This is a genomic window from Micromonospora sp. KC213, assembly GCF_004348325.1.
Lineage (GTDB): Bacteria > Actinomycetota > Actinomycetes > Mycobacteriales > Micromonosporaceae > Micromonospora.
Map to the genome: position 1 here is coordinate 1 of NZ_SMKF01000053.1, position 21,605 is coordinate 21,605.

Below are 21,605 nucleotides of genomic sequence, written 5' to 3' on the forward strand. Positions count from 1 at the left end.
GGGTGGGTGTGAGCCGGGATCCGGTGGCCAGGCAGGCGGAGTTTTCCCGGCGGCACGGGTTTGACTTTCCGTTGTTGTCGGATGTCGACGGGCGGGTGGCCGAGGCGTTCGGGGTGCGGCGGCGGTTGCCGTTGGGGCCGTTGAGTACGCGGCGGATGACGTTTGTGATCGGGTCGGACCGTCGGGTTCTCGCGGTGGTCCACAGTGAGTTGGACATGAATGGTCATGCCGATGAGGCGTTGCGGGTTCTCGGGGGCTGATCTTTTCTCTGTCGCAGTCGGCTGGTATCAAGGGCGGGACTCAGACACGTGTACGGAAGAGGGCTGTGATGGCGGGCCAGGGTTTGTCCGATGACGAGGTGCGGGGCATCCGGGAGGCGTTGGCGGCGGGTCGCAGGCCCAAGGTGGTGTTCACCGCGTCGGCGGGTCAGGTCGCCGGGCAGGTGGGTCAGGTGGTGGAGTTGACCGATCCGGCGGTTTCCGACGAGTTCGTGGTGGTGCGGTTCGGTCGGGACGAGTTGCCGTTCTCCCCCGCCGATGTGGCCCTCGCGCCGAAGGGGACGGGTCGCCGGGTGGTGGAGGCGAAGCCGGAGCCGGCGGTGCAGGTGGCGGCGGTGGAGCCGGAGTTCGTGTTGGACACGCCGCCGGTGCCGCGTCGGGAGGAGCCGAAGCCGGTGGTGCCGGTGGAGGCGAAGCCGGCGGCGCGGCGGGCGGTGAAGGTGGCCAAGCCGAAGGGCCCGGCGGGTTTGACGGTTACGTTGGCCTATGCCGAGGGTGAGTGGACGGTGGCGGCGCAGCAGGGGGCGAAGGCGTTGGCGAAGCCGTATGTGGTGAAGCCGGCGGAGGCGTTGCGGATGGTGGCGTTGGTGGATGTGCCGGGGGTGCAGGAGGCGGTGGAGCAGATCCTGGCGGCGGAGCGGGCCGAGGCCGAGCAGCAGGCGGAGAAGTTGCGGGCGGAGTTGGCCGAGATCGAGGCGCGGTTGGCGGAGTTGCGCGAGGCGGGGTGAGTGGTTGTTGGTCGTGGCGGTGGCGGTGTCCCTGGTGGGGGCACCGCCACCGGCGTATTCGGGGTGGGTCAGTGTTGGGGGATGTTGGCGACGCCGATGCGTTTGCGGAAGACCCAGTAGGTCCAGCCCTGGTAGGCCAGGACGACGGGGGTGAACACGACCGCCACCCAGGTCATGATCTTCAGGGTGTAGGGGGTGGAGGCGGCGTTGGTGGCGGTCAGGGTGCCGGCGGGGTCTCCGGTGGAGGGCAGCACGTTGGGAAACAGTGCGGCGAACAGGGTGGCGACGGTCAGGCCGATGGCCAGGGCGGTGCCGGTGAAGGCCCAGCCTTCGCGGCGTACCCGGGCGGCGGCGAGCGCGCCGAGCAGGGCGAGGGTGGCGCCGAGGGCGAGCACGACGGCGGCGGCGCTGGCGCGGATGGTGAGCGTCCAGGTCAGGAACGCGGCCGTGGCGACCGTGGTGGCGAGGCCGAGCTTCACGGCGAGGGCGCCGGCGCGGTGGCGGATGTCGCCGGTGGTCTTGAGGGCGATGAACAGGGCGCCGTGGGTTCCGAACAGCGCCGCGGTGGTCGCTGCGCCGAGCAGGGCGTACGGGTTGAGCAGGTTGAGCAGGCCGCCGACGTATTCGTGGTCGGCGTCGAGGGGTACGCCGCGCAGGATGTTGGCGAAGGCGACGCCCCACAGGATCGCCGGTAGGAGGGAGCCGCAGAAGATGGCGGTGTCCCAGCGGCGCTTCCAGGTGGCTTCGGGGCGCTTGTGCCGGTATTCGAAGGCGACGCCGCGGGCGATGAGGGCGAGCAGGATCAGCAGCAGGGGTAGGTAGAAGCCGGAGAAGAGGGTGGCGTACCACTCGGGGAAGGCGGCGAACATGGCGCCGCCGGCGGTGATCAGCCAGACTTCGTTGCCGTCCCAGACGGGGCCGATGGTGTTGATGAGGACGCGGCGTTCCCGGTCGTCGCGGCCGAGGACGGGCAGCAGCATGCCGACGCCGAAGTCGAAGCCTTCGAGGATGAAGTAGCCGGTGAAGAGTACGGCCACGAGGAGAAACCAGATGGTGGTCAGGTCCACGGTGGGCTCCGGGTCAGTAGGCGAAGGCGAGGGGGCGTTCGGTGTCGTCGGTGTCGTCGGGTTCGGGTGTGGGGGTGAGGTCGGGGACGCCGGCGCGGGCGTAGCGGATCAGCAGTTTGCACTCGATGACGGCGAGGGTGGCGTAGACGAGGGTGAAGGCGGTGAAGGAGGTCAGTACCTCGGTCAGGGAGACGCTGCGGGAGACGCCGTCGCGGGTGAGCATTTCGCCGAAGACGATCCAGGGTTGGCGGCCCATCTCGGTGAAGATCCAGCCGAAGGAGTTGGCGAGCAGGGGCAGGATGGGCAGGATGAGGCCGGCGCGGAGCAGCCATCGGTTGGTGGGGGTGCGGCCTTGGCGTTGGGTCCAGAGGACGAGCAGCGCGATGGCGGCGGCGGCCAGCCCGAAGCCGATCATGAGGCGGAAGCTCCAGTAGGTGACCGGGATGATCGGGGTGTAGCTGCCGGGGCCGTACTGGCTGGCGTACTGGGCCTGGAGGTCGTTGATGCCGTGCACGGTGCCGTTGGGGTCGCCGGTGCCGAGGTACGACAGCAGATAGGGGATCTTGATGGCGAAGATTTCGCGGCTGCCGTCGAGGCTGCCGATGGTGAGTACGGAGAACGAGGCGGGGCTCTCGGTGGTGTAGAGGCCTTCGGCGGCGGCCATCTTCATGGGTTGGACCTGGGTCATGATCTTGCCTTGGATGTCGCCGGTGATCAGCACCAGGGCGGTGGAGATCATGACGGTCCAGCCGCCGAGTCTGGTGGCGAAGCGGTAGGCGTCGGTGTCGGCGCTGTCGCGGTTGCGCATGAGGTGCCAGAGGCCCACGGTGAGCATCAGGGAGCCGGCGACGAGGAAGGAGCCGGCGATGGTGTGCGGGAAGGTGATGAGCGCGACCTTGTTGGTGAGTACGGCGAGGAAGTCGGTGAGTTCGGCGCGGCCGGTGTCGGGGTTGATCCGGTAGCCGACGGGGTTCTGCATGAAGGAGTTGGCGGCGAGGATGAAGTAGGCGCTGAGGTTGCTGCCGATGGCGGCGACCCAGATGCTGGCCAGGTGCAGTCGTTTGGGTAGCCGGTCCCAGCCGAAGATCCACAGGCCGATGAAGGTGGATTCGAGGAAGAAGGCGACGAGGGCTTCGATGGCCAGTGGGGCGCCGAAGATGTCGCCGACGAAGCGGGAGTAGTCGCTCCAGTTCATGCCGAACTGGAATTCCTGCACGATGCCGGTGACGACGCCCATGGCGAAGTTGATGAGGAAGAGTTTGCCGTAGAACCTGGTGAGTTTGAGGTAGCGCTCGTTGCCGGTGCGGTGCCAGAGCGTTTGCAGGATCGCCACCAGGATCGACAGGCCGATGGTGAGTGGCACGAAGAGGAAGTGGTAGACGGTGGTGACACCGAACTGCCAGCGGGCGACGTCCAACGCGTCCACCGGTGACCCCCTGAGGCTCGTACTACAAGACGTAGTAAATACTACTTGCCGTCGTAGGGGATGTGGCGGCGCGCAGGGCCCGGACACGGGTCGGGACCCATGACCTTGATCACCTCCGTACGGCCCACGGCTGCTCCCGGCCCAAGCGGCGGGCGTGCGATCATCCACTCCTGATGGAGACCACCACCACCCCATGGCGGCCGCCGCTGCTCTGGCGGGCCGGCCAGGCCCTCGCCCGCGCCGCCGTCGCCCTACTGGGCCGGCTCGAGGTCACCGGCGAGGTGCCGCCGCACCTGCGCCGTGGCCCGCTGATCCTCGCCGCCAACCACATCGGCCCGTTCGACCCGATCGTGCTGGCCGCGGCCTGCCGCGCCCTCGGCGTCGCACCCCGGTTCATGGCCACCGGCGGCCTGTTCCGGGCCCCCGTCGTCGGCGCGCTCATGCGCCGCACCGGGCACCTGCGCGTCGACCGGGGCACCGCCGCCGTGCACCGGGCCCTGGTTGACGCCTGCGCGGCGATCGCCGCCGGATCGGTCGTGCTGGTCTACCCCGAGGGACGCATCGGTCTGGACCCGAGCATGTGGCCCGAACGCGGCAAGACCGGCACCGCCCGTCTCGCGTTCGCCAGCGGCGCCCCGATCGTGCCGGTCGCCCACTGGGGCTCCCACGAGGTGCTCCCCTACCGGGCGCCGAAGGGAATGGTGCGGGGCATTGCCCGCGCGATGCTGCGCCGCCCGGTGATCCGCGTCCGCTTCGGTGACCCCCTCGACCTGACCGGTCTGGAGCCTGGCGCACCGGGCGCCGCCCGGCGCGGCACCGACCGGATCATCGACGCGATCACCGACACCCTGGTCCCGCTGCGGTCCGACGAGCCGCAGCGGCCCCGCCACGTGGACCCGAGCCGCCCGGTCGACACCAGCCGCGTCCACCGCCGCCGGCCGGGCTGACCCCGGCCGGTCGGCGGCGGGGCCCGGTCAGCCGGCGTTCAGGATCGGCACCAGGTGTTCCTCCTCGTACGCCAGATGCGCCTGGACCTGGTCGGTGAGGCGCTCCACCTCGTCCCGCAGCACCTCCCGGTCCACCGTCGGGGTGGCCAGCACGGTACGCAGCTCGTCCAGCAGCGCCGCCATCGCCTGGTGCTCGGCGTCCAGGCGGGCCAGCACCTCGGCGAGATCCGGGCGGTGCGCGGCCAGCCAGGGGAACATGCCGGCGTCCTCGCGTTCGTGGTGCCCGCGTAGCCCCTCGCACAGGCTCAGGCAGTTCACCCGCAGCTGCGCGCCGACCGTCGGCCCGGCCGCGGCCACCTCCTGACGGATCAGGGCCAGCTCGCGTCGGAACGCGTCGTGCACCGCGGTCAGCGCGGCCCCGGGCGGGCCGGGCGGCGGCGTCGGTGGAGCTGGCAGCGGCGACAGCGCCACCACCGGCAGCCTCCGCCCGGCCTGACGTTCGTACTCGGCCCAGCCCGGGTCGGCCTGCACCGCGCGGGCGAAGGCACGGTCCCGGTCGTCGCCGGTCAGGACCTCGGCGCGGGCCTGGTAGGTGAAGACGCCGTCCTCGACGGTGACCAGCGGGTCGGCCAGCAGGTTGTGGTACCACTGCGGGTGCTTCGGGGAGCCGCCGGCGGAGGCGATCACCAGCATCCGCTGCCCGCCGTCGGGCAGGTAGCCCAGCGGGGTGGTGTGCGGGGCGCGGGTGCGCGTCCCGGTCGTGGTGAGCAGCAACAGGCGTGCTCCCTCGAACCAGCCCCCGACCCGGCCGGCGTTGGCGCGGAACTCCTCGATGACAGCGTGATTGAAATCGTTCGGCATGCGTGTGGGTACTCCCGGGGAAGGCAGGGGCGCCGCGCGGCGGCGCGGTGGGTGTGGAAGGCAACGAAGGCGCGGCCGACGACGTGCGTCGGCGACGGCGAGAGTGAGGTGCCCGCAACGAGCGGTCAGCGGCGGTGGTCGGCGGGCCGCGGGCCCACCCGTGGCTCACGCGCCAGCCGGGTGCCCTGTCCGCTCATGGCCTCTGATGGCCGACCCGGCAGTCACGGCGTCGACCGTAGCGCCCGGTTGGCGCCCCGGTCAATCGCCGTGCTGTCCGTCGTCGGTCACCTCGCTGCGCACCCTTCGCCGGCTGCACCGGGCACCGCGCAGCAGGCCCGGCCCTGGTGGCTCCGCAACGGTGGCCGGGCCTGGCTGACCGATCAGGACGCGATGGCGGTCAGTCGGGCGTCGAGGGCGTCGAGGTCGGGGACGAACCAGATGTGCTCGGCGCGATTGGACTCGTGGACCAGGGCGCGCAGGGCGGCGCTGGTGGCCAGGTGCCGGGAGATGTCACCGACGACGGCCAGCCGCAGCCGGTAGTTGACGAACTTCTGCATGACCTCGCCGGCGAAGCCGGTGCCGAGGGTGAAGAAGCTCTCGTCCAGCCGTGCGGTCGGCACCGCCACCACCTGCGCCCCGAGGAACGCCGCGCCGATCAGGTCCAGCGCGTCCTGTTCGGTGGCCACCGGCGGGCCGGCCGGGTCGCAGACCAGGACCTGCACCCCGGCCCGGTCCTGCAGCACGTCAGGCATTCTCGTCCTCTCCGGTCAGCAGGCCGGTGCCGTCGGCGAGCACGGCGTCGAGCAGGTGCAGGACCTCTGCGGTGGCGGACGCGTCGCCCATCAGCACGATTTTCATGCGCTGCTCGTCGTGGACGGTCTGCGCGCGCAGCGGGCGCGCGGCCGGTCGGGGGTTGTTCAGGCTGGCCAGCACGAGGGTGGACAGCCGGTCGGCGGCGCTCCGGTCGATCCCGTCGACCGTGACGATGCTGGCCACCTCCAGGGCCGGGGCGGCGTCTCGGGCGGCGGGGGCCGCACGACCGAGCAGGGCGTCGAGGTCGGCGCGGGCGATGCGGTACTGCTTGCCGATCCGTGTCGCCTTCAGCCGGCCGGACCGGATGTAGCCGCGCACGGTCCGCACGTGCAGGCCAAGGCGCTCCGCGACCTGCTCCACCGAATACATGTCGTTACTCATCAGGCCGTCATTGAAGCATGATAAGGAGTGATAGGGAAATTTGTGTGAGGTGGTGTGATGGCAGTGGTTGTCATCCGGTCACGACAGGAGGGCATACTGCCTCGCGTGCTGCCCGGTCCGGCTACCTCGACTCCCCCACGCCGCTGACCTTCGCCCACCGACGGCGACGAGAACACCGCCGAAGCGTCCGCCCGGGCGTCGGCCTCGGCGACCGGAACGTGGAAACCCGACGTGCACGCCGCCGCCGACTCGGTGGCGACGCCAGCGGCCGTTGACGGCCGGCAGGAAGATCTGCTCGCCGCTGCACCGCGAACGCAGGGCGGGCCGACGCGGGACCCCTGTTCTGGATGTCCGGCGGCGTTGGTCGTCGCCGAACTCAGTTTACGCTCGCGCCTCTGGACTCCACCTCCGCAAGGACGCGGTCGACCGAACGGAGGCGGCGAAGAAGGTGCGGTGCCTTGCGCCGAGAAACGCGAGAGCGGCGGTGGGAACAAGGCGCGCGGCTGTCACGGCGAACGCGACGGCCCAGGGAGACAGCCCGGCCAGGGCGCAGGCCAGTACGGCTGTGCGGGTGTGTTGGGCAGCAGGGACAGGCCGATGAGTATCCACAGGCCGTATCGATCGATGCCGTGTGCCACCTCGCGTAGGGCGGCGGTGTCGACGGCGATGGCCTCAAGCAGCCGAGTTCCGGCTGATTGCACCGCGATTGTCAGCAGTAGCGCGCCGAGGCCGGTGGCGGCGGCGAAGGTGGGGACAAGTTTCCACCAGCGGCGGGGGTGCAGCGTCGACAGCACGATGAGGAGCAGCTGATTGGGTAGGCCGGGCAGCACGAAGTCGCTGATCGGGAAGACGGCGAGGGTGGGCAGGAACCACGGCCGGGTGTGCTTGCCGGTCTAGTCTGAGCAGGATCCTTACGGCGCGTGTTCGGTGGTTCGTCGGCGAGTCGACCGGTCGGGTCAGCCATCGCGCAGAATCCGGTAGCCGAGGGCAGGCGAGATCCGCATGAGCGCGCGTAGCACTTTGACGTTGCCGATGTAGATCTCGTCGCGGCCGCGGCGCATGCCGTCGATCACTTCCGACGCGGCTGCGCGCGCGCTGATCTTGCCTCGGCCGCGTCCGCGTGTCATGTCGGTGTCGACCAGTGCCATGACCGCGTCGGTGACTCGTACCGTCGGTGCGGCGGTCCGGCATTGATAGCGAAGGCCGCGGGTGAAGGTCCGTACTGCCGCCTTGGTGGCGCAATACACCGGCGCCGATCGTTTGGGGGCCAGCGCCAGGCCGGACGTGACATTCACGATCGCGGCGGAGTGCTGCTGGCGCAGGTGTGGCAGCAGCCCGATGGAGAGCGCGATGACGGCGTCGAGATTGACGGCGATCTCCCGCCGCAGGGTCTGGCTCAGTGTCTGTGCATCGTCGTGGAGAAGGTCGGTGAGCGTCTGCACCCCGGCGTTGTTGATCACCGCGGAGAGGTTGGGGTGACGCACGGTGACCTCGCTGACGAGGACGTCGACCGCGCCGGCGTCGGTGAGGTCGACGGGCCAGGGATGCACCCGGTTGCCGTGGTCGGCGACGAGTGCGGCGAGGTGGTCGCGGTCGCGTCCGACGGCTATCACTTCTGCGCCGGCTGCGATCAGTTGGCGGGTGAGTTCGCGGCCGATGCCACGCCCGGCGCCGGTGAGCAGAACAGTTCGGTTTTCCAGTTTCAATGCCTCGTCCCCTCGGGTGATTGTTGGATCAGCGGCTGATGTGTCGCGTCGCCGGCTGCGCTGCGGGCCGGCGGGCGAACGCCGACCGGTAGGCCGCGGGCGTCATGGCGGTGCGGCGCTTGAATTCGCGGGTGAAGTGCGGCTGGTCGGCATAACCGCACGCGAAACCGACCACGCTTAGCGGGTGTGAGCTGTTCATGAGAAGGTCCGCGGCGGCCTGCGCGCGGATGCTGCCCAGCAGCCCACTGAGACCGCCTTCTGCCAGCAGCCGCCGCTGCAGGCTTCGCGGTGACAGGCCGAATTCGGCCGCGAGTCCGGCCAGCCTCCAGCGGCGGGCGAGGTCACTGCCTATCAGGTGGCGGGCCTGTTGTGTCGGGTCCAGGCCGACGACTGGTACAGGCACTTTTGCCGTGTTGGGAAACGATTCCCAGGCGAAGTGCCAGACCGCGGTGGCCTGACCAGGAGGCGGGGCCGTGAAGGCGCCGTCAGTGAACACAACCGTCTCGCCGCTTGTGTCGAGGCGGACCGTGACTCCGCGCGCGCCGATCGCCGCCAAAAGGCCTGTCAGTACGCCGAGAATCAGCGCATCCTCGGCTGGCGTTGGAGGAGCCGCAGGCGGCCCGACGTGCTCAGCGACGAGCCGGGCAGCACCGGCCTCTCGCACCAGAACCCGGTGACGCGAATGAGTGAAACGCTCCAGCCGGCCCCACCGCTCGAACAGATCCTCGGGGCTGTCCGAGGCCAGCAGCGCTGAAATCGCAGGATCGGGCGGCAGGCGCGGTAGGTACCGCCCGACACGGAGCAGCGGCAGCAGCCCATGGGCCCGGGCTATGTCGGCCAGGAACCGCCGCTTGGCGTCGAGCGGCACCAGCGCTCCACCCGGCGTGGCGACCGCGACCGCGATGCCTTCCTCGGCCAGCGCACGCCGCGCCGCCGCAACCAGGACCGCGCTGGCGAAGTCGTCCACGGCCATCCCCACATCCCGCTCGAAGGTTCAGCGGAACGTTACGGCTGCCACGACCTGGAAGTCTTGAACGATCACGCCAGGGTCAACACGCGGGCACACCGGATCAGCCGATTGGCCGTCCGGGAGCGTGTCGATTTCCGCTCTGTCTCACATTCGGTGGTGATGGAGGGTGCTGGTTAGCCACGCAGGATGCGGTGACGCAGGAGAGCGAAGCCTGCGCGTCCGTACATTCGCTGCTTGACCAGCTTGGTCGTTCGGTGTTGAAGCCTTCGGTGCCGCCGTTGTGGCAGGGGCCGGGTGTCGACGGCCGGTTTCTCGCCTGCTGCCCCCGGCTCGGCCTGCACGTGCGCGTGCGCGTCTGGACGATCGACGACCCCGCCCAGATGCACGGCTTACGTGATCTCGCAGTGGATGGCATCATGACCGATCACGTCGGCGTGCTGCGCGACGTCTACCGCAGCCGCGGCCACTGGCCGCCTGAACCCGGCGGAGGATCCGATGGCCGAGACCGTTGCCCCTGCGGTGGACAACCCGCCACCGGGCAGTACCCGCCGCGAACGCACCGGCTGGTACTTCTACGACTGGGCGATGTCGGCGTTCTCCACAACCGTCATCACCGTCTTCCTCGGCCCCTTCCTGACCACGGTCACCGAGCTCGCCGCCGGCTGCGAGCTCGGCGCCGACACCTGCGACGGGCACGTCTACCCCCTGGGCATCAAGGTGGCCGCCGGGTCGTACTTCCCGTACCTGGTGTCGCTGTCGGTGCTGCTCACCGTGTTCGTGCTGCCGGTCGTCGGCGCCATCGCCGACCGGTCCGCGCGCAAGAAGCGGCTGCTGGCCGTCGCCGCGTTCACCGGCGCCGGCGCCACCACCGCGATGCTGGTCGTCACCGGCGAGCGGTACCTGCTCGGCGGGGCGCTGTTCGTCGTCGCGAACGTCGCCTTCGGCGCCGGAGTGGTGGTCTACAACTCGTTCCTGCCGCGGCTCGGCGGTCCGGACGACCGCGACGGCATCTCCAGCCGTGGCTGGGCCATGGGCTACCTCGGCGGTGGCCTGCTGCTGGCGCTGAACCTGGTCGCCGTGCAAAGCCTGGACAACGGGCAGCCGGAACGCACCCTCGACCTGGCGCGGTGGTCGATCGCGTCGGCCGGACTGTGGTGGGCGGTGTTCACCCTGGTGCCGTTGCGCTGGCTGCGGGAGCACCCCACCACCGCCGCGCTGGCCGGCGGCAACCCGCTCGCCGACGGGTTCCGCCAGCTCGGCCGCACCGTACGCCAGATGAGGGCGTACCCGTTGACGCTGTTCTTCCTGCTGGCGTTCCTGGTCTACAATGACGGCATCCAGACCGTCATCGCCCTGGCCAGCCAGTACGGCACCAAGGAGCTGCGGCTGGAGCAGAGCACCCTGATCGTCACCATCCTGCTCGTGCAGTTCCTCGCCTTCGGTGGCGCGTTGCTGCTCGGCGCCCTGGCCAAGCGGATCGGCGCGTGGAAGACGGTGCTGCTGTCCCTGGCGCTGTGGACCGTTGTGATCATCGCCGCGTTCCGGCTGCCCGCCGAGGCGCCGCTGCAGTTCATGCTTCTCGGCGCCGCGATCGGCCTGGTTCTCGGCGGCAGTCAGGCGCTGAGCCGGTCCCTGTTCAGCCAGCTGATTCCCGCCGGCAAGGAGGGCGAGTACTACGGCTTCTACGAGATCAGCGACAAGGGAACCAGCTGGCTCGGGCCGCTCGCCTTCGGCCTGGTGTTCCAGCTCACCGCCTCCTACCGGGTGGGTCTGGTCTCCCTGCTGATCTTCTTCGTGGTCGGGTTCGCGTTGCTGGCCGCCGTGCCGATGCGGCGGGCCATCATCGCCGCCGGCAACACCCCACCCCGGGTGCTCTAGGCACCGGCACCGGCCTGATCGGGGCGGGTCGATCGGCTAGGCTGCCCCGACGTGACCGACGACGCCGCCAACCCGACCTGCCTGGCCCGCCCGCTACCGGGACCGGACGAGGGCCTCACCGGCTGCGCTGCCGCGCGGGGCGTCGACGGGCGACCGCTGCACGCCGCCGCCCTGAAGTTCTTCTGGGGGCCGATGGACTGCGGCAAGTCCACGATGGCCCTGCAGATGAACTACAACCATGCCCGGCAGGGCCGCCGCGGCCTGGTCACCACCCGCATCGACCGGTCACTGGGCCCGCAGGTCACCAGCCGCATCGGCCTGGCCCACTCCGCCGTCGAGGTCACCGACTCCCTGGACCTGCGTGCCCTGGTCCGCGACACCTGGGCCGAAGGGGTTCGCGTCGACTACCTCATCTGCGACGAGGCGTCGTTCTACAATGTCGCGCACGTCGAGCAGATGGCCGAGCTGGTCGACAGCTTCGACGTCGACGTGTACGCCTTCGGCCTGGCCACCGACTTCCGCTCCTGCCTGTTCCCCGCCGCGCAGCGGCTGTTCGAACTGGCCGACGAGGTGGCCCGTATCCAGGTCGAGGTGCTGTGCTGGTGCGGCCGGGAAGGCCTGCTCAACGCCCGGGTCGTCGGCGGGCGGGTGGTCCGCGAGGGCGAGCAGGTCGTCATCGGTGACACCGTGCAGACCGCCGAGGTGCGCTACCAGGTGCTGTGCCGGCGGCACTACCGCTCCGGTGACCTCGGCCCGCGCGTCTAGAACGGATCCCCGCACACCCGCCAGCCGCCGTCCTCCTTGACCACCGACAGGATCCGCTGCTCACCGGCCCCGCCCTCGCGGGTCAACCGGACGGCCACCTCGCCGACCGGGCGGCCGGCCTTCGTCCGCACCGACACGCGCTGGATCTCGTAGCCGGCGACCACCGGCGGGGTACGCACCCAGCCGGTGAAGCCGATCTCGCTCCACTTCTCCCGGGCCTGCGCGCAGAGCCGGTCGTAGGCCCGCTCGATCTCACCGGCGGACAACTCCCGCAGGAACCCGTCGGCGGTCTGCCGCACCGGGCCGCTGGCCCCTGTGACCACCTGCACGTTCCACGCGCCCAGCCCGGCCATCCCGATCAGGCACAGGGCCACCGCCAGAACACCGAACAGCACAGCGGCACGCACCGGCCGGCGTGGCCGCGCCGGTCGCATCCACCCCTGCTCGCCGCCCATCACCTGCGACCGTATGCGCCCGCCGCACCCTCCCGCAGGCACATCGACCCGGTCGCGCCGCCGGCGACGATCGTCTACCGTCGGCGCACAACCCGGGACAAGGAGCGACGGATGAGCCGTTACGTGCAGCCGGCACCCGCCCGCGACGACCCGTACGCCGACGACCGGCTGCTGCGATCCTGGCTGCAGCGGCAGCTCGGACCGGACGGACACGCCGCCGCCCGGGACCGGCTGGTCGCCCTGGCCGGCGACGTGACCGGTCCGCTGCGCGCCGCGCACGCCGACGCCGAGGCGCACCCGCCCGTTCTGGTCCGCTTCGACCCGTGGGGTGCGCGGGTCGACCGGATCGACACCTCCCCCGGCTGGCGCACCCAACGTACCGCCGCCGCCCGGCACGCCGTGGTCGCGCTGCCCTACCTGGAGTCCGCGCGCGGCACGTGGGGGGCGGCGGCCCGGGTCGTGCAGCACGCCCTGCTGCACATGTACGCCCCGGAGTCGGCGACCTTCTCCTGCCCGGTGGCGATGGCCGACGGCGCGGCGGCGCTGCTGAGCCGGCCAGAGGTCGACGCGGGCGTCCGCGATACCTGGCTGTCCCGGTTGACCTCCATTGATCCGGACACCGCGATCGTGTCCGGGCAGTGGATGACCGAGTCGCAGGGCGGCTCGGACCTGTCCCGGTCCGTCACCACCGGCCGGCCCGCCGCCGACGGGTCGTGGCGACTGACCGGTGAGAAGTGGTTCTGCTCCGCCGTCGACGCGCCGGTCGCGGTGGCGCTGGCGCGTCCCGAGGGCGCCGGTCGGGGAAGCCGGGTGCTCGCGCCGTTCCTGGTCCCCCGCTACGCCGCTGACTCGCCCCTGTCGGGGGCCGCCGTGGCGGCGGACGCCCCCGCCCCCGGGGTCACCGTGCACCGGCTCAAGGACAAGCTGGGCACGGTGGCGCTGCCCACCGCCGAGGTCGGGCTGCGCGACGCGTACGCGGTGCCGTTGGGTGATCCGGCGGTGCCCGGCCTGGCCCGGGCGATGACCCTGGTGGTGGTGACCCGGGTGCACAACGCCAACGCCGCCGCCAGCGGCATGCGACGTGGCCTGGCTCAGGCTTTGGCGTACGCGCGGGCGCGACAGGTGGCCGGCGGGCTGCTGGCGGACAACCCGCTGCACCGGGCCACCCTGGGTGCTCTGGCCGTGGACGCGGCCGGCGCGTTCGTGCTCGCCGGTCACGCGTTCGCGTTGCTCGGCCGGGTGGAGGTGGGTGCCGACCCGGTCGCCGCCGCCGAACTGCGGGTGGTCGCGCCGCTGGCCAAACTCGCCACCGGCCGGCTCGCCGTGGCCTCGGCCAGCGAGTACGTGGAGGCCTTCGGCGGCGCCGGATACGTCGAGGACACCGGCGTGCCCCGGCTACTGCGCGACGCGCAGGTGCTGCCGATCTGGGAAGGCACCACCAACGTGCTCGCGGTGGACGTGCTGCGCGCGGTGGCCCGCAAGGACGCCGGCACGCCGCTACTGCGTCGCCTCAGCGCAGCCGGCGACCTGGCCCGCCGGCTGTCCCCGGCGTTGGCCGACACCCTCGCCTCGGCGACCCGGGAGCTACGTGCCGCGCTCGCCGAGGTCAGCGCCGACCCGGGGGCGGTCGCGGTGGTCGCCGGGGCGCGCGGGTTGGCGCTGCGGATGGCGTACGCGCTGGCCGCGGCGTTGCTGGTGGAGCAGGCCGCGTGGGGCGACGAGCAGGCCGAGGTGGCCGCCCGGCTGTGGGCGCGGCGGTGGCTGCGTCACGAGGACATTGCCGCCGGCGCCCACGAACACCTCGACACGCTGACCTGACCGGCTACCACCGCATTGGAGGGTTGACCCGGGATCAGGGCGCGGCTCACGGGTCAGGTTTCACAAGGAGCTTCCATGAAAAAATTGAGGCATGACTGCCGAGGAGATGATCCGCCACATCCGCGCCACCTTCGCCGGGGTCGACGCGCCCGAGGCCCACGGCGACACCTTTTTCATCTACGACCCGCAGCGGGACCTGCCCGACGCGCGGCGGATGCCGTTCGCCACGATCGTCACCGGCGACCACGAGTACGACAGCTTCTCGGCCCTGGACCGGCCGGGTGCGTGGCGACTGAACATCGGCCTGCCCAAGGCCCGGTACGCGCAACTGTTCCCGACCGTGCCGGCCGACGTGGACCACCGTGTCGTCGACGCACTGCTGCCGCACCCGATCTACGCGCCGCAGCACTGGGTGTGCGTGGTGAACCCGGGTGACGGCACCGAGGCCCTGATCGGGGGCCTGCTGGACGAGGCGTACGACTTCGCCGTCCGCAAGTACGACAACCACCGCCGGCGGTCATCCTGAACCTGCCGGCCGCGACCCCGGTGTTCGGTGTTCTCCGGTTGGCTGGCGGTAACCGGGACCGCCGTTGGTCGTCAGCCGCGGCGGCGGGCGCGGGCCGCCCAGATGACGTACGCCGGGTCGCGGTCGAGGTTGTGCCGGTCCCGGTCGTAGCGGCGGGTGGTGCGCGGGTCGGCGTGGCCCATCGCGTCCTGCACGTCCTCCAACGGCACTCCCTCGGCTCGGGCGGTGGTGGCGAAGGCGTGCCGCAGCGAGTGCGGCGACAGCTTCGCCGCCGCCGGGATCCCGGCGGTGCGGGCGAGGCGGCGGACCAGCCGGAACACCGAGTGCCGGTCCAGTCGCGCCCCGGTCGCGGTGACCAGCAGCGGCCCGGTGAGCTGCTGCACCGGCACCCCCTGGGCGGCGGACCGGGCGGCCAGGTACGCGTCGAGGGCGTACGCGGTGCCGGGGGTGAGCGCCCGCCGGCGTGGCTTGCCGCCCTTACCGACGAACCGCACGCTGCGATGCCCCCGCTCGGCTCCGAGATCGGCCAGGTCGAGGGAGACCAGTTCCCCGACCCGCAGACCGAGGTCGGCCAGCAGGGCGATCGCGGCCCGGTTACGCGCGGCGGTCGGGCCGGTGTCGGCCTCGGCGGCGGCCAGCAGGGCGTCCACCTCGTCCGGGGTCAGTCCGACGGTGGCCGAGTGGTCCCGGTCGACGCGGGGTCGGTCCGCGCCGGAGACCGGGTTCGCCTCGACCGCCCGCAGCTTGACCAGGAACTCGTACCAGCTGGACAGGGCGGACAGCTTACGGGCGACGGTCGCCGGGGTCAGTGGGCGGCCGGTGCGTCCGGCCAGGGTGGACTCCAGTTGGCGGGCGTAGGTGTTGACGTCGAGGAAGTTGGCGGTCAGCGGATCCAGTGCCCGCCCGGCGCACCAGGCCAGCCAGCCGGCGATGTCCCGCCGGTAGGCGTCGCGGGTGTGGTCCGACAGCCGCCGGTTGCGCAGCCACGCCTCGGTGAAGTCGGTCGGGGCGTGGGGCAGCGCGGGCCGGGCCGCGGTGACGGGCAGGACAAGGTCCGAAGACATGCGAGAAAGGTTCTCAGGTGGGCTGGCGTTGCACCACGAGGCGCGCCCAAGCGATGATCCAGGCGGCATCGTCGTCCGGGAATGGCGTCGGCGGCGGGAGCATGTCGGGCTCCCGCCGCCGTACGGTGGTGGTCACGCGGTGAGCTGCTTGTGACCGTTACCGTTACTGCCTGCGGTGATGGTGACCCGACGTGGCTTGGCCCGCTCCGCGACCGGGATGCGCAGCGTCAGCACCCCGTTGTCGTAGCCGGCTTCCAGGCGGTCGGTGTCGAGGGTGTCGCCGAGGAAGAGTTGCCGGCTGAAGGTGCCCATCGGACGCTCGGCGGCGACCAGTTCGACCTTGTCGCCGGTGGGGCGACGGCGCTCGGCGCGTACGGTCAGCACGTTGCGCTCGACGGTGCAGTCGATGCTGTCCGGGTCGACGCCGGGCAGGTCGAAGGCGGCGTAGAAGTGGTCGCCGTCGCGGTAGGCGTCCATGTGCATCATGGCCGGCCGGCTCGTGCTGCCGAAGAACTGCTCGGCGATCCGGTCGATCTCACGGAAGGGGTCGGTACGCATCAGCATTGTGGTGCCTCCTCGGTTCCTCGGGCCGAAGGTTCTCGGGTTGAGCCAGGGTGACTCAACTTCCTCTTCAGTAGTAGCGCGCACGACGGCCGTCGTCAACCCGACGGGCGATGCTTCGCGTGCGGGGTTCAGCGCGAGCGGGCGGGCAGCAGCACGACCAGCGGCGCTGCCACGGCCAGGTGCATGACGCCCAGCGCGACCTTCGCGCCGACGCTGGCCTCGGTGGCGACCACCGGAACAAGGGAGAGCAGGGTCAACACCACGGCGAGGGCGGTCCAGACCGCGGGGGCGTGCCGGCGGGTCAGGCGCTCCAGGGCGGCCAGCCCCAGCCAACCCACCAGCGCCGAGCCGAGGGAGAAGATCAGCACCGGGGCGAGACCGACCACGAAGGCCGGCTGGTCGGGATTCTGGACGGTGTAATCGACCCCGACGACCGCGCCGAGCACCCAGACGAGCGCGGGAGCCAGGACGGCGGCGGCCACGCCGAGGGCGCGGCGACGCAGGGACGGGTTGGTGGTGGCGGGCTGCGCGGTCGCGGTCATGCGTACTCCTCGGTCGATGGGGGAACACATGCGACCGTACCAGATAGTCCCGTCCGAGACTATCTGAGTCCGAACTAGTGGGCCGGTCGGCTCCCCGGGCCGCACCCACCCCCGGCGAGCCGACCGGTGACCAGACTGGTGATCGACCGCAGGAACACCTCACGGTCAACCTCGGGCAGCGTCGACAGCACGTCACGCTGGATCCCGGCGGCGATCTCCTGAGCCCGGTCGAGCACCCGCTCACCCTCGGCGGTGACCTCCACCAGCCGCGCCCGGCGATCCGTCGGCGACGGACGACGACGCACCAGACCGGCCGCCTCCAACTGGTCCAGCGTGACAACCATGGTCGTCTTGTCGATGCCGCACAGATCACCGATCTGACGCTGGGTCAAACCACCCGGACGCGCCTTGAGCAGCACGCAGTGCGCGCGTGGGGAAATGCCCACCTGCGCCACCCCGGCGGCGTGCTCGACCAACAGGGCGTTACTCGCCCACGAGAGCAGAAACATCAGGTCGGGGCCACCGCCCGGGGCACACGAGGTCATCTACGAAGGCTAACAAGATCGTCTCCGCGCGGATCGTTCCTCGATCAACCGATCCGGGCACCGGCCCGCCGACGGATGCCGGCGCACCGGTGAAAAGCCACCGTCGTGGCAGCGGCCGCGTCGGATGGCGGTCGCCCCTGCGACCGCACCCGCCGCCTCACGACCGGCCGGCACGAACGCCGGCGCACGAGGCGTGGTGGTCTCAGAGAGGGTGCCCGGTGGTGACGTCGACGTGCTCGGGCACCTGTTCGTGCCGGTCGCCCACCGTAAGAGTGCCCGACGGTTCGAACATCAAAATCGACGCGCCGTCCACCGAGGACGGCCGGTGCTCCACCCCACGCGGTACCACGTACACCGCACCCCGGCGCAGCACCACCGTCCGCTCCCGGCCACCCTGCCGCAGCGCGATGCGCAGTTCCCCGTCAAGGACCAGGAAGAACTCGTCGGTGTGGTCATGGGCGTGCCATACGTGCTCACCAGCCACCTTGGCGATCCGCACGTCGTAGTCGTTGACCCGAGTCACGATCCGTGGGCTCCACAGTTCGTCGAACGCGGACAGGGCGGTCGCCACATCGATAGGTTCGTCGCTCACCGGCCCATCATGCCGCGGCCCGGCAACCACGATGAGGAGATGACGTCCGTGATGCACCAATCCGTGATCCCGTGAGCTTGCCGCCTCGGCATGCCTGTGTCCCACACGCGATTCGAGGACCGAGGCTGACCAGGTCGAGGCGTCGCTTTGCCCGCCACATCGCCGGCTGTCCCTTGTCGTAGGCGATCTGCTCGGCGTGGCGATCATGCTGATTTCCGATCTTTTCCCACCGGGGCCACGTCGGTGATCCCGCCATCCGTTCATGGGGGAGCGTCATGAAGCTGCTCGTACTCGACGGCACCCACCATGTGGGGCGAGCTGTCGTGGAGACCGCGCTCGACCGGGGTGACGAGGTGACCACGCTCAACCGTGGCATCAGCCGTCCTCCAACGCCCGGCACGCGGTCGTTGCTGGCTGACCGTACCGATCCCCTGGCCGTGCGGACGGCGTTGGCAGATGAGGAATGGGACGCCGTCATCGACACCTGGGCCTGGGCACCCCGGATGGTCCAAGACAGCGCGCGCCTGCTGGCCGACCGCGCCCGCCACTACGGCTACGTCTCCAGTCGTGGAGTCCACCGTTGGCCGTGGCCGGCCTGCGCGAACGAACACGCGCCGCTGGTCGACGGCGATCCGTCCAGCGAGGACAGTGCCGACTACGCTGCCGCCAAGCGTGGCGGCGAACTGGCCGTCATCGAAGCGTTCGGAGAACGGGCACTGCTCGCCCGGGCGGGAATGATCCTGGGCCCGTACGAGGACGTCGGCCGTATCCCGTGGTGGATGCGCCGGTTGGAGCGGGGCGGCCGGGTCCTGGCCCCGGGACCGGCCGACACGCCGCTGCAGTACATCGATGCCCGCGACATGGCGGCCTGGATGCTGTCGGCCGCCGAACAGGGTATCGGCGGTGCCTTCACCGTGACCGGCCGTCCCGGTGCCGTGACCATCGGGAAGCTGCTGGAGACAGCCCGTGAGGTGATCGGATCCGACGCCGAGCTGGTGTGGGCACCTGCGGAGGCTCTGGCCGCAGACAACCTGCCGCTGGGCATGGAGTTCGGGATCTGCTTCCCGCACGACCCCACACCGACCGGCATGCACGACGCCGACGTCACCGCAGCCTTCAACGCCGGACTGACCTGCCGACCACTGCGGGACACACTCGCCGACACCTGGGCCTGGCTTCAGACCGAAGGCGACCCCGTCCCCCGTCCCGACGCCCCGTCGCCGGACACCTGGCTCGACCCCGCCACCGAACAGCGTCTTCTCGACCGGCTCTGACCCGGTCCGAGACCACCACCAAACAAGGAGCGATCATGCGTGCCATCATCATCGGAGCCGGCATCGCCGGCCTCGCCGCCGCTCTACGCCTACGCCAGATCGGCTGGGAAAGCCTCATCATCGAACGCGCCCCCCACCGTCGCGGCGGCTACGCGGTCACCTTCGGCGGCATCGGCTACGACGCCGCCGAGCGCATGGGGATCCTGCCCGCGCTGCAAGCCAAAGCCTTCATCACCAACGAGCTGGTCTACCACAAACCCAACGGCCAGCGGCGTTTCTCCCTGACCCGGGAAGCCATCGCCGCCACCATGGGCAGCCGCTCGATGAACATCCTCCGCGGCGACATCGAAGCCGTCCTCTACGAGCAGGTCCACGACAACACCCCGATCCGCTTCGGGACCACCATCACCGCCGTCGACCAGGACGACACGGCCGTCCACGTGACCCTCAGCGACGGAACCGTCGAACACGCCGACCTGCTCATCGGCGCGGACGGGCTGCACTCCACCACCCGCGCACTGGTCTTCGGCCCCGAGGAGAACTACCGCCTGGACCTCGACCACATGGTCGCCGTCTACATGCTCGACAAGCGGCCCGCCGCCATCACCGAAGGCACCACCGGCACACTCTCCACCGACGGCCGTACCATCGCCGTCATCAGCGTCGGCGACGGCCGAAACGTCGCCTTCTTCGGCTACCGAACCGACCGCAACCTCGGCGACCCGGCGGAGGGCCCGCACAAGGTACTGCCCCAGGTCTACGGCGACATGGGCTGGGTGGTCCCCGAAGTGCTCGCCGGGATGAAGACCGCCGAGTCGATCTACTTCGACACCATCAGCCAAATGGTGGTAGACTGGTTGAGCCGCGGCCGCGTCGTCCTGCTCGGCGACGCCGCCTGGTGCGTCACCCTCTTCGCCGGATACGGCTCGGCGCTCGCCGTCGGCGGAGCCGACCTCCTCGGCACGGCACTACGGGACAACCCCAGCGACCTTCACGCCGCCCTGACCTGGTGGGAGGCCGAACTACGCCCTGAGGTGGAACGCAAACAGAAGCTCGGCCGGCGGGTGAAAAGCGTCTACGCCCCCGCCAACCCCGTCGCCCTGTGGCTGAGCCAACTGCCACTACGTCTGGCGGCCCTGCCGCCGGTACGCCGCTACATGGCCCGACGCTTCATCAAGGGCTGACCACCCCGTGGGCTCACCTCCGACGAGCCCACGAATCCCCCCGGTCATCGAGTTCCGGAGGAGGGCCCGCCGTAGTTTCCGGGCAAAAAACAACTGCAGTTGATCTTCTTCGGTAGACGTGCGAAGCGGGGGCGACCGTGTCTGACGTTGGTGGCCCGGGGGATGACGTGGCGGGGGTTGGGGAAGGATGCCGAGTTCACCGCTCGCATCTGATGCGAAGAAGTCGCATCAGATGCGAGTCGCCGCCATCATTCTGCTCGCGTCAGATCCACCGAGCCGTGAGAGCCTGCAGTCGTGCCGTCGTCGGCTTGCAGGGCCCGGTACAGAGTCGAACGCCCGACACCGAGGTGGACGGCGATGGCGGTGACCGACTCGCCGCGGGCCTGGCGGGCGCGGGCGATGTCGAGCTGGTCGGCGGTAAGCGCGACCGGCCGCCCGCCACGGCGACCGGCGGCGGCAGCGGCCCGCAGCCCGTCGAGGGTACGTTCGCGGATCAGCTCACGTTCCATCTCCGCCGCGAGGGCGGCCACGGCGAACAGTAGCCGGTCGGCCAGGCCGGCGCCGTCGGGCCGGTGGATACCGGCGCACACGCCGGTCAGGATCTCCAGGACGACACCCCGGGCGTGCAACTCGTCTTCGACGAAGACCAGCAGCTCCTTCATGGATCGGGCGAGCCGGTCGGGCTTGTAGATCACGAGGGTGTCGCCGGGCTGGAGTCGGTCGAGGGCCGCACGCAACTTCGGCCGTTCGGCGCGGGTGCTGGCGGTCTCCACGACGACCTCACGGCAGTGCGCGGCGGCCAGGGCGTCGAGTTGGGCCCGGTGGTCCTGACCGCGGGTGGAGGCGCGGGCGTAACCGACGCGGATCCGGTTGTGCGGCAGCGCCGCGTCGGCGGAGGAGCGGGCGGCGATTGTCATGGCAAGCATCGTCCCGGAAACGTCCTGAAAGGGTGGCGGCGACGCGCCAAGTTGCGGGACGACTTTCGGGACGGATTGGATCTTGGTGGCCTCGTTTCCGGGACATCTCAATGCGAACCAAGATCACCGTTAGCGCGACTTTCCCGAACGTTAGTCCTCAAGCGCCTTCATCAGGTCGGGTGGGCCGTTTGTCGGGCCGGTGGTCCGGCGTATCAGTTGCGCGAGAACGTGCCAGCTGCAGCCGGGACGGACACCGCCACTGGACGGCATCAGCGCCGTTACAACAGAACAGACATTATGGTGC

At 70.6% G+C, this 21,605-nt stretch carries 25 protein-coding genes and 1 pseudogene; 10 read left to right on the forward strand and 16 right to left on the reverse strand.

The genetic code is table 11. The annotated features are described in order from the left end of the window. The first annotated feature begins 23 nt into the window (after nucleotides 1-23). Together E1166_RS13500 and E1166_RS13505 are read left to right on the forward strand one after the other, a co-directional pair. Nucleotides 24-260, forward strand: coding sequence for a redoxin domain-containing protein (locus E1166_RS13500; RefSeq protein ID WP_243710337.1), 237 nt, complete (start codon nucleotides 24-26; stop codon nucleotides 258-260). 68 nt (nucleotides 261-328) lie between these two features. Next, complete coding sequence (locus E1166_RS13505; protein ID WP_132338908.1) at nucleotides 329-1,006, forward strand: hypothetical protein; 678 nt, start codon at nucleotides 329-331, stop codon at nucleotides 1,004-1,006. A gap of 68 nt (nucleotides 1,007-1,074) precedes the next feature. On the opposite strand, the gene cydB is transcribed toward E1166_RS13505, so the two are convergent. Beyond that, entirely contained in the window at nucleotides 1,075-2,073 is a 999-nt protein-coding gene (gene cydB / locus E1166_RS13510) for a cytochrome d ubiquinol oxidase subunit II (RefSeq protein ID WP_132338910.1), read from the reverse strand. 13 nt (nucleotides 2,074-2,086) lie between these two features. After that, a complete protein-coding gene (locus tag E1166_RS13515) occupies nucleotides 2,087-3,499 on the reverse strand; it encodes a cytochrome ubiquinol oxidase subunit I (protein WP_132338912.1) in 1,413 nt (470 codons plus the stop codon). Between the two features lie 173 nt (nucleotides 3,500-3,672). Here E1166_RS13515 and E1166_RS13520 point away from each other — a divergent pair, with 173 nt between their 5' ends. Next, the gene (locus tag E1166_RS13520; protein ID WP_132338914.1) at nucleotides 3,673-4,446 is read left to right on the forward strand and encodes a lysophospholipid acyltransferase family protein; all 774 of its coding nucleotides are present in this window, start codon (nucleotides 3,673-3,675) and stop codon (nucleotides 4,444-4,446) included. A gap of 27 nt (nucleotides 4,447-4,473) precedes the next feature. Here E1166_RS13520 and E1166_RS13525 read toward each other — a convergent pair whose 3' ends face one another. The 6 genes from E1166_RS13525 to E1166_RS13550 form a co-directional block, all read right to left on the reverse strand. Next, complete coding sequence (locus tag E1166_RS13525) at nucleotides 4,474-5,307, reverse strand: nitroreductase/quinone reductase family protein (RefSeq protein ID WP_132338916.1); 834 nt, start codon at nucleotides 5,305-5,307, stop codon at nucleotides 4,474-4,476. 380 nt (nucleotides 5,308-5,687) lie between these two features. After that, complete coding sequence (locus E1166_RS13530) at nucleotides 5,688-6,059, reverse strand: DUF4180 domain-containing protein (protein ID WP_132338918.1); 372 nt, start codon at nucleotides 6,057-6,059, stop codon at nucleotides 5,688-5,690. Next, the gene (locus tag E1166_RS13535) at nucleotides 6,052-6,501 is read right to left on the reverse strand and encodes a helix-turn-helix domain-containing protein (RefSeq protein ID WP_243710332.1); all 450 of its coding nucleotides are present in this window, start codon (nucleotides 6,499-6,501) and stop codon (nucleotides 6,052-6,054) included. Before E1166_RS13535 ends, E1166_RS13530 begins: the two co-directional genes overlap by 8 nt. A gap of 506 nt (nucleotides 6,502-7,007) precedes the next feature. Next, a complete protein-coding gene (locus E1166_RS13540; protein ID WP_132338920.1) occupies nucleotides 7,008-7,331 on the reverse strand; it encodes a hypothetical protein in 324 nt (107 codons plus the stop codon). 126 nt (nucleotides 7,332-7,457) lie between these two features. After that, nucleotides 7,458-8,207 carry an SDR family NAD(P)-dependent oxidoreductase gene (locus tag E1166_RS13545; RefSeq protein WP_165944330.1) on the reverse strand — a complete coding sequence of 250 codons (750 nt, stop codon included), beginning with the start codon at nucleotides 8,205-8,207 and terminating at the stop codon, nucleotides 7,458-7,460. 28 nt (nucleotides 8,208-8,235) lie between these two features. Further along, nucleotides 8,236-9,180, reverse strand: a complete 945-nt coding sequence (locus E1166_RS13550) for a helix-turn-helix transcriptional regulator (protein ID WP_132338924.1) — start codon at nucleotides 9,178-9,180, stop codon at nucleotides 8,236-8,238. Between the two features lie 293 nt (nucleotides 9,181-9,473). On the opposite strand from E1166_RS13550, the pseudogene E1166_RS31980 reads away from it, so the two are divergent. The 3 genes and pseudogenes from E1166_RS31980 to E1166_RS13565 all read left to right on the forward strand — a co-directional run. Next, nucleotides 9,474-9,647, forward strand: a pseudogene (locus E1166_RS31980) (glycerophosphodiester phosphodiesterase family protein); the annotation flags it as partial. Between the two features lie 25 nt (nucleotides 9,648-9,672). After that, the gene (locus E1166_RS13560; RefSeq protein WP_132338926.1) at nucleotides 9,673-11,055 is read left to right on the forward strand and encodes an MFS transporter; all 1,383 of its coding nucleotides are present in this window, start codon (nucleotides 9,673-9,675) and stop codon (nucleotides 11,053-11,055) included. A gap of 51 nt (nucleotides 11,056-11,106) precedes the next feature. Beyond that, nucleotides 11,107-11,820: a thymidine kinase gene (locus E1166_RS13565; protein ID WP_132338928.1), complete on the forward strand. Its 714-nt coding sequence runs from the start codon at nucleotides 11,107-11,109 to the stop codon at nucleotides 11,818-11,820. Here the strand turns inward: E1166_RS13565 and E1166_RS13570 are convergent. Further along, nucleotides 11,817-12,275, reverse strand: a complete 459-nt coding sequence (locus E1166_RS13570) for a hypothetical protein (RefSeq protein ID WP_132338930.1) — start codon at nucleotides 12,273-12,275, stop codon at nucleotides 11,817-11,819. The genes E1166_RS13565 and E1166_RS13570 overlap by 4 nt on opposite strands. A gap of 111 nt (nucleotides 12,276-12,386) precedes the next feature. Between E1166_RS13570 and E1166_RS13575 the strand changes: the two genes are divergently transcribed. Together E1166_RS13575 and E1166_RS13580 are read left to right on the forward strand one after the other, a co-directional pair. Then, on the forward strand, nucleotides 12,387-14,093 hold the full coding sequence (locus tag E1166_RS13575; protein ID WP_132338932.1) for an acyl-CoA dehydrogenase family protein: 1,707 nt from the start codon (nucleotides 12,387-12,389) through the stop codon (nucleotides 14,091-14,093). A gap of 91 nt (nucleotides 14,094-14,184) precedes the next feature. Next, nucleotides 14,185-14,619 (forward strand): DUF6194 family protein, encoded by a 435-nt coding sequence (locus tag E1166_RS13580; protein WP_132338934.1) that lies wholly within the window; start codon nucleotides 14,185-14,187, stop codon nucleotides 14,617-14,619. Between the two features lie 71 nt (nucleotides 14,620-14,690). Here E1166_RS13580 and E1166_RS13585 read toward each other — a convergent pair whose 3' ends face one another. The 6 genes from E1166_RS13585 to E1166_RS13605 form a co-directional block, all read right to left on the reverse strand. Then, a complete protein-coding gene (locus E1166_RS13585) occupies nucleotides 14,691-15,683 on the reverse strand; it encodes a tyrosine-type recombinase/integrase (protein WP_132338936.1) in 993 nt (330 codons plus the stop codon). Between the two features lie 13 nt (nucleotides 15,684-15,696). Then, nucleotides 15,697-15,819, reverse strand: coding sequence for a hypothetical protein (locus tag E1166_RS32510; RefSeq protein ID WP_279433219.1), 123 nt, complete (start codon nucleotides 15,817-15,819; stop codon nucleotides 15,697-15,699). Then, on the reverse strand, nucleotides 15,816-16,247 hold the full coding sequence (locus tag E1166_RS13590; RefSeq protein WP_132338938.1) for an Hsp20/alpha crystallin family protein: 432 nt from the start codon (nucleotides 16,245-16,247) through the stop codon (nucleotides 15,816-15,818). Before E1166_RS13590 ends, E1166_RS32510 begins: the two co-directional genes overlap by 4 nt. Before the next feature lie 128 nt (nucleotides 16,248-16,375). After that, complete coding sequence (locus E1166_RS13595; RefSeq protein WP_132338940.1) at nucleotides 16,376-16,789, reverse strand: DUF6069 family protein; 414 nt, start codon at nucleotides 16,787-16,789, stop codon at nucleotides 16,376-16,378. Nucleotides 16,790-16,863: 74 nt separating this feature from the next. Next, complete coding sequence (locus E1166_RS13600) at nucleotides 16,864-17,334, reverse strand: MarR family transcriptional regulator (protein ID WP_132338942.1); 471 nt, start codon at nucleotides 17,332-17,334, stop codon at nucleotides 16,864-16,866. Between the two features lie 202 nt (nucleotides 17,335-17,536). Further along, on the reverse strand, nucleotides 17,537-17,926 hold the full coding sequence (locus E1166_RS13605) for a cupin domain-containing protein (protein ID WP_132338944.1): 390 nt from the start codon (nucleotides 17,924-17,926) through the stop codon (nucleotides 17,537-17,539). Between the two features lie 275 nt (nucleotides 17,927-18,201). On the opposite strand from E1166_RS13605, the gene E1166_RS13610 reads away from it, so the two are divergent. Next, nucleotides 18,202-19,200 carry an NAD-dependent epimerase/dehydratase family protein gene (locus E1166_RS13610; protein WP_132338946.1) on the forward strand — a complete coding sequence of 333 codons (999 nt, stop codon included), beginning with the start codon at nucleotides 18,202-18,204 and terminating at the stop codon, nucleotides 19,198-19,200. Nucleotides 19,201-19,235: 35 nt separating this feature from the next. Further along, nucleotides 19,236-20,384 carry an FAD-dependent monooxygenase gene (locus E1166_RS13615; protein ID WP_132338948.1) on the forward strand — a complete coding sequence of 383 codons (1,149 nt, stop codon included), beginning with the start codon at nucleotides 19,236-19,238 and terminating at the stop codon, nucleotides 20,382-20,384. 248 nt (nucleotides 20,385-20,632) lie between these two features. On the opposite strand, the gene E1166_RS13620 is transcribed toward E1166_RS13615, so the two are convergent. Beyond that, entirely contained in the window at nucleotides 20,633-21,301 is a 669-nt protein-coding gene (locus tag E1166_RS13620) for a recombinase family protein (protein ID WP_243710333.1), read from the reverse strand. Nucleotides 21,302-21,605 lie beyond the last annotated feature (304 nt).

What these genes read in the sequence shown, in the direction of transcription:
- E1166_RS13600 (WP_132338942.1), bottom strand. Translation starts at nt 17,334, where the DNA reads ATGACCTCGTGTGCCCCGGGCGGTGGCCCCGACCTGATGTTTCTGCTC.
- E1166_RS13570 (WP_132338930.1), bottom strand. Translation starts at nt 12,275, where the DNA reads ATGGGCGGCGAGCAGGGGTGGATGCGACCGGCGCGGCCACGCCGGCCG.
- E1166_RS13610 (WP_132338946.1), top strand. Translation starts at nt 18,202, where the DNA reads ATGAAGCTGCTCGTACTCGACGGCACCCACCATGTGGGGCGAGCTGTC.
- E1166_RS13520 (WP_132338914.1), top strand. Translation starts at nt 3,673, where the DNA reads ATGGAGACCACCACCACCCCATGGCGGCCGCCGCTGCTCTGGCGGGCC.
- E1166_RS13560 (WP_132338926.1), top strand. Translation starts at nt 9,673, where the DNA reads ATGGCCGAGACCGTTGCCCCTGCGGTGGACAACCCGCCACCGGGCAGT.
- E1166_RS13590 (WP_132338938.1), bottom strand. Translation starts at nt 16,247, where the DNA reads ATGCTGATGCGTACCGACCCCTTCCGTGAGATCGACCGGATCGCCGAG.
- E1166_RS13525 (WP_132338916.1), bottom strand. Translation starts at nt 5,307, where the DNA reads ATGCCGAACGATTTCAATCACGCTGTCATCGAGGAGTTCCGCGCCAAC.
- E1166_RS13550 (WP_132338924.1), bottom strand. Translation starts at nt 9,180, where the DNA reads ATGGCCGTGGACGACTTCGCCAGCGCGGTCCTGGTTGCGGCGGCGCGG.
- E1166_RS13530 (WP_132338918.1), bottom strand. Translation starts at nt 6,059, where the DNA reads ATGCCTGACGTGCTGCAGGACCGGGCCGGGGTGCAGGTCCTGGTCTGC.
- E1166_RS13585 (WP_132338936.1), bottom strand. Translation starts at nt 15,683, where the DNA reads ATGTCTTCGGACCTTGTCCTGCCCGTCACCGCGGCCCGGCCCGCGCTG.
- E1166_RS13595 (WP_132338940.1), bottom strand. Translation starts at nt 16,789, where the DNA reads ATGACCGCGACCGCGCAGCCCGCCACCACCAACCCGTCCCTGCGTCGC.
- E1166_RS13615 (WP_132338948.1), top strand. Translation starts at nt 19,236, where the DNA reads ATGCGTGCCATCATCATCGGAGCCGGCATCGCCGGCCTCGCCGCCGCT.
- E1166_RS13575 (WP_132338932.1), top strand. Translation starts at nt 12,387, where the DNA reads ATGAGCCGTTACGTGCAGCCGGCACCCGCCCGCGACGACCCGTACGCC.
- E1166_RS13535 (WP_243710332.1), bottom strand. Translation starts at nt 6,501, where the DNA reads ATGAGTAACGACATGTATTCGGTGGAGCAGGTCGCGGAGCGCCTTGGC.
- E1166_RS13505 (WP_132338908.1), top strand. Translation starts at nt 329, where the DNA reads ATGGCGGGCCAGGGTTTGTCCGATGACGAGGTGCGGGGCATCCGGGAG.
- E1166_RS13580 (WP_132338934.1), top strand. Translation starts at nt 14,185, where the DNA reads ATGACTGCCGAGGAGATGATCCGCCACATCCGCGCCACCTTCGCCGGG.
- E1166_RS13620 (WP_243710333.1), bottom strand. Translation starts at nt 21,301, where the DNA reads ATGACAATCGCCGCCCGCTCCTCCGCCGACGCGGCGCTGCCGCACAAC.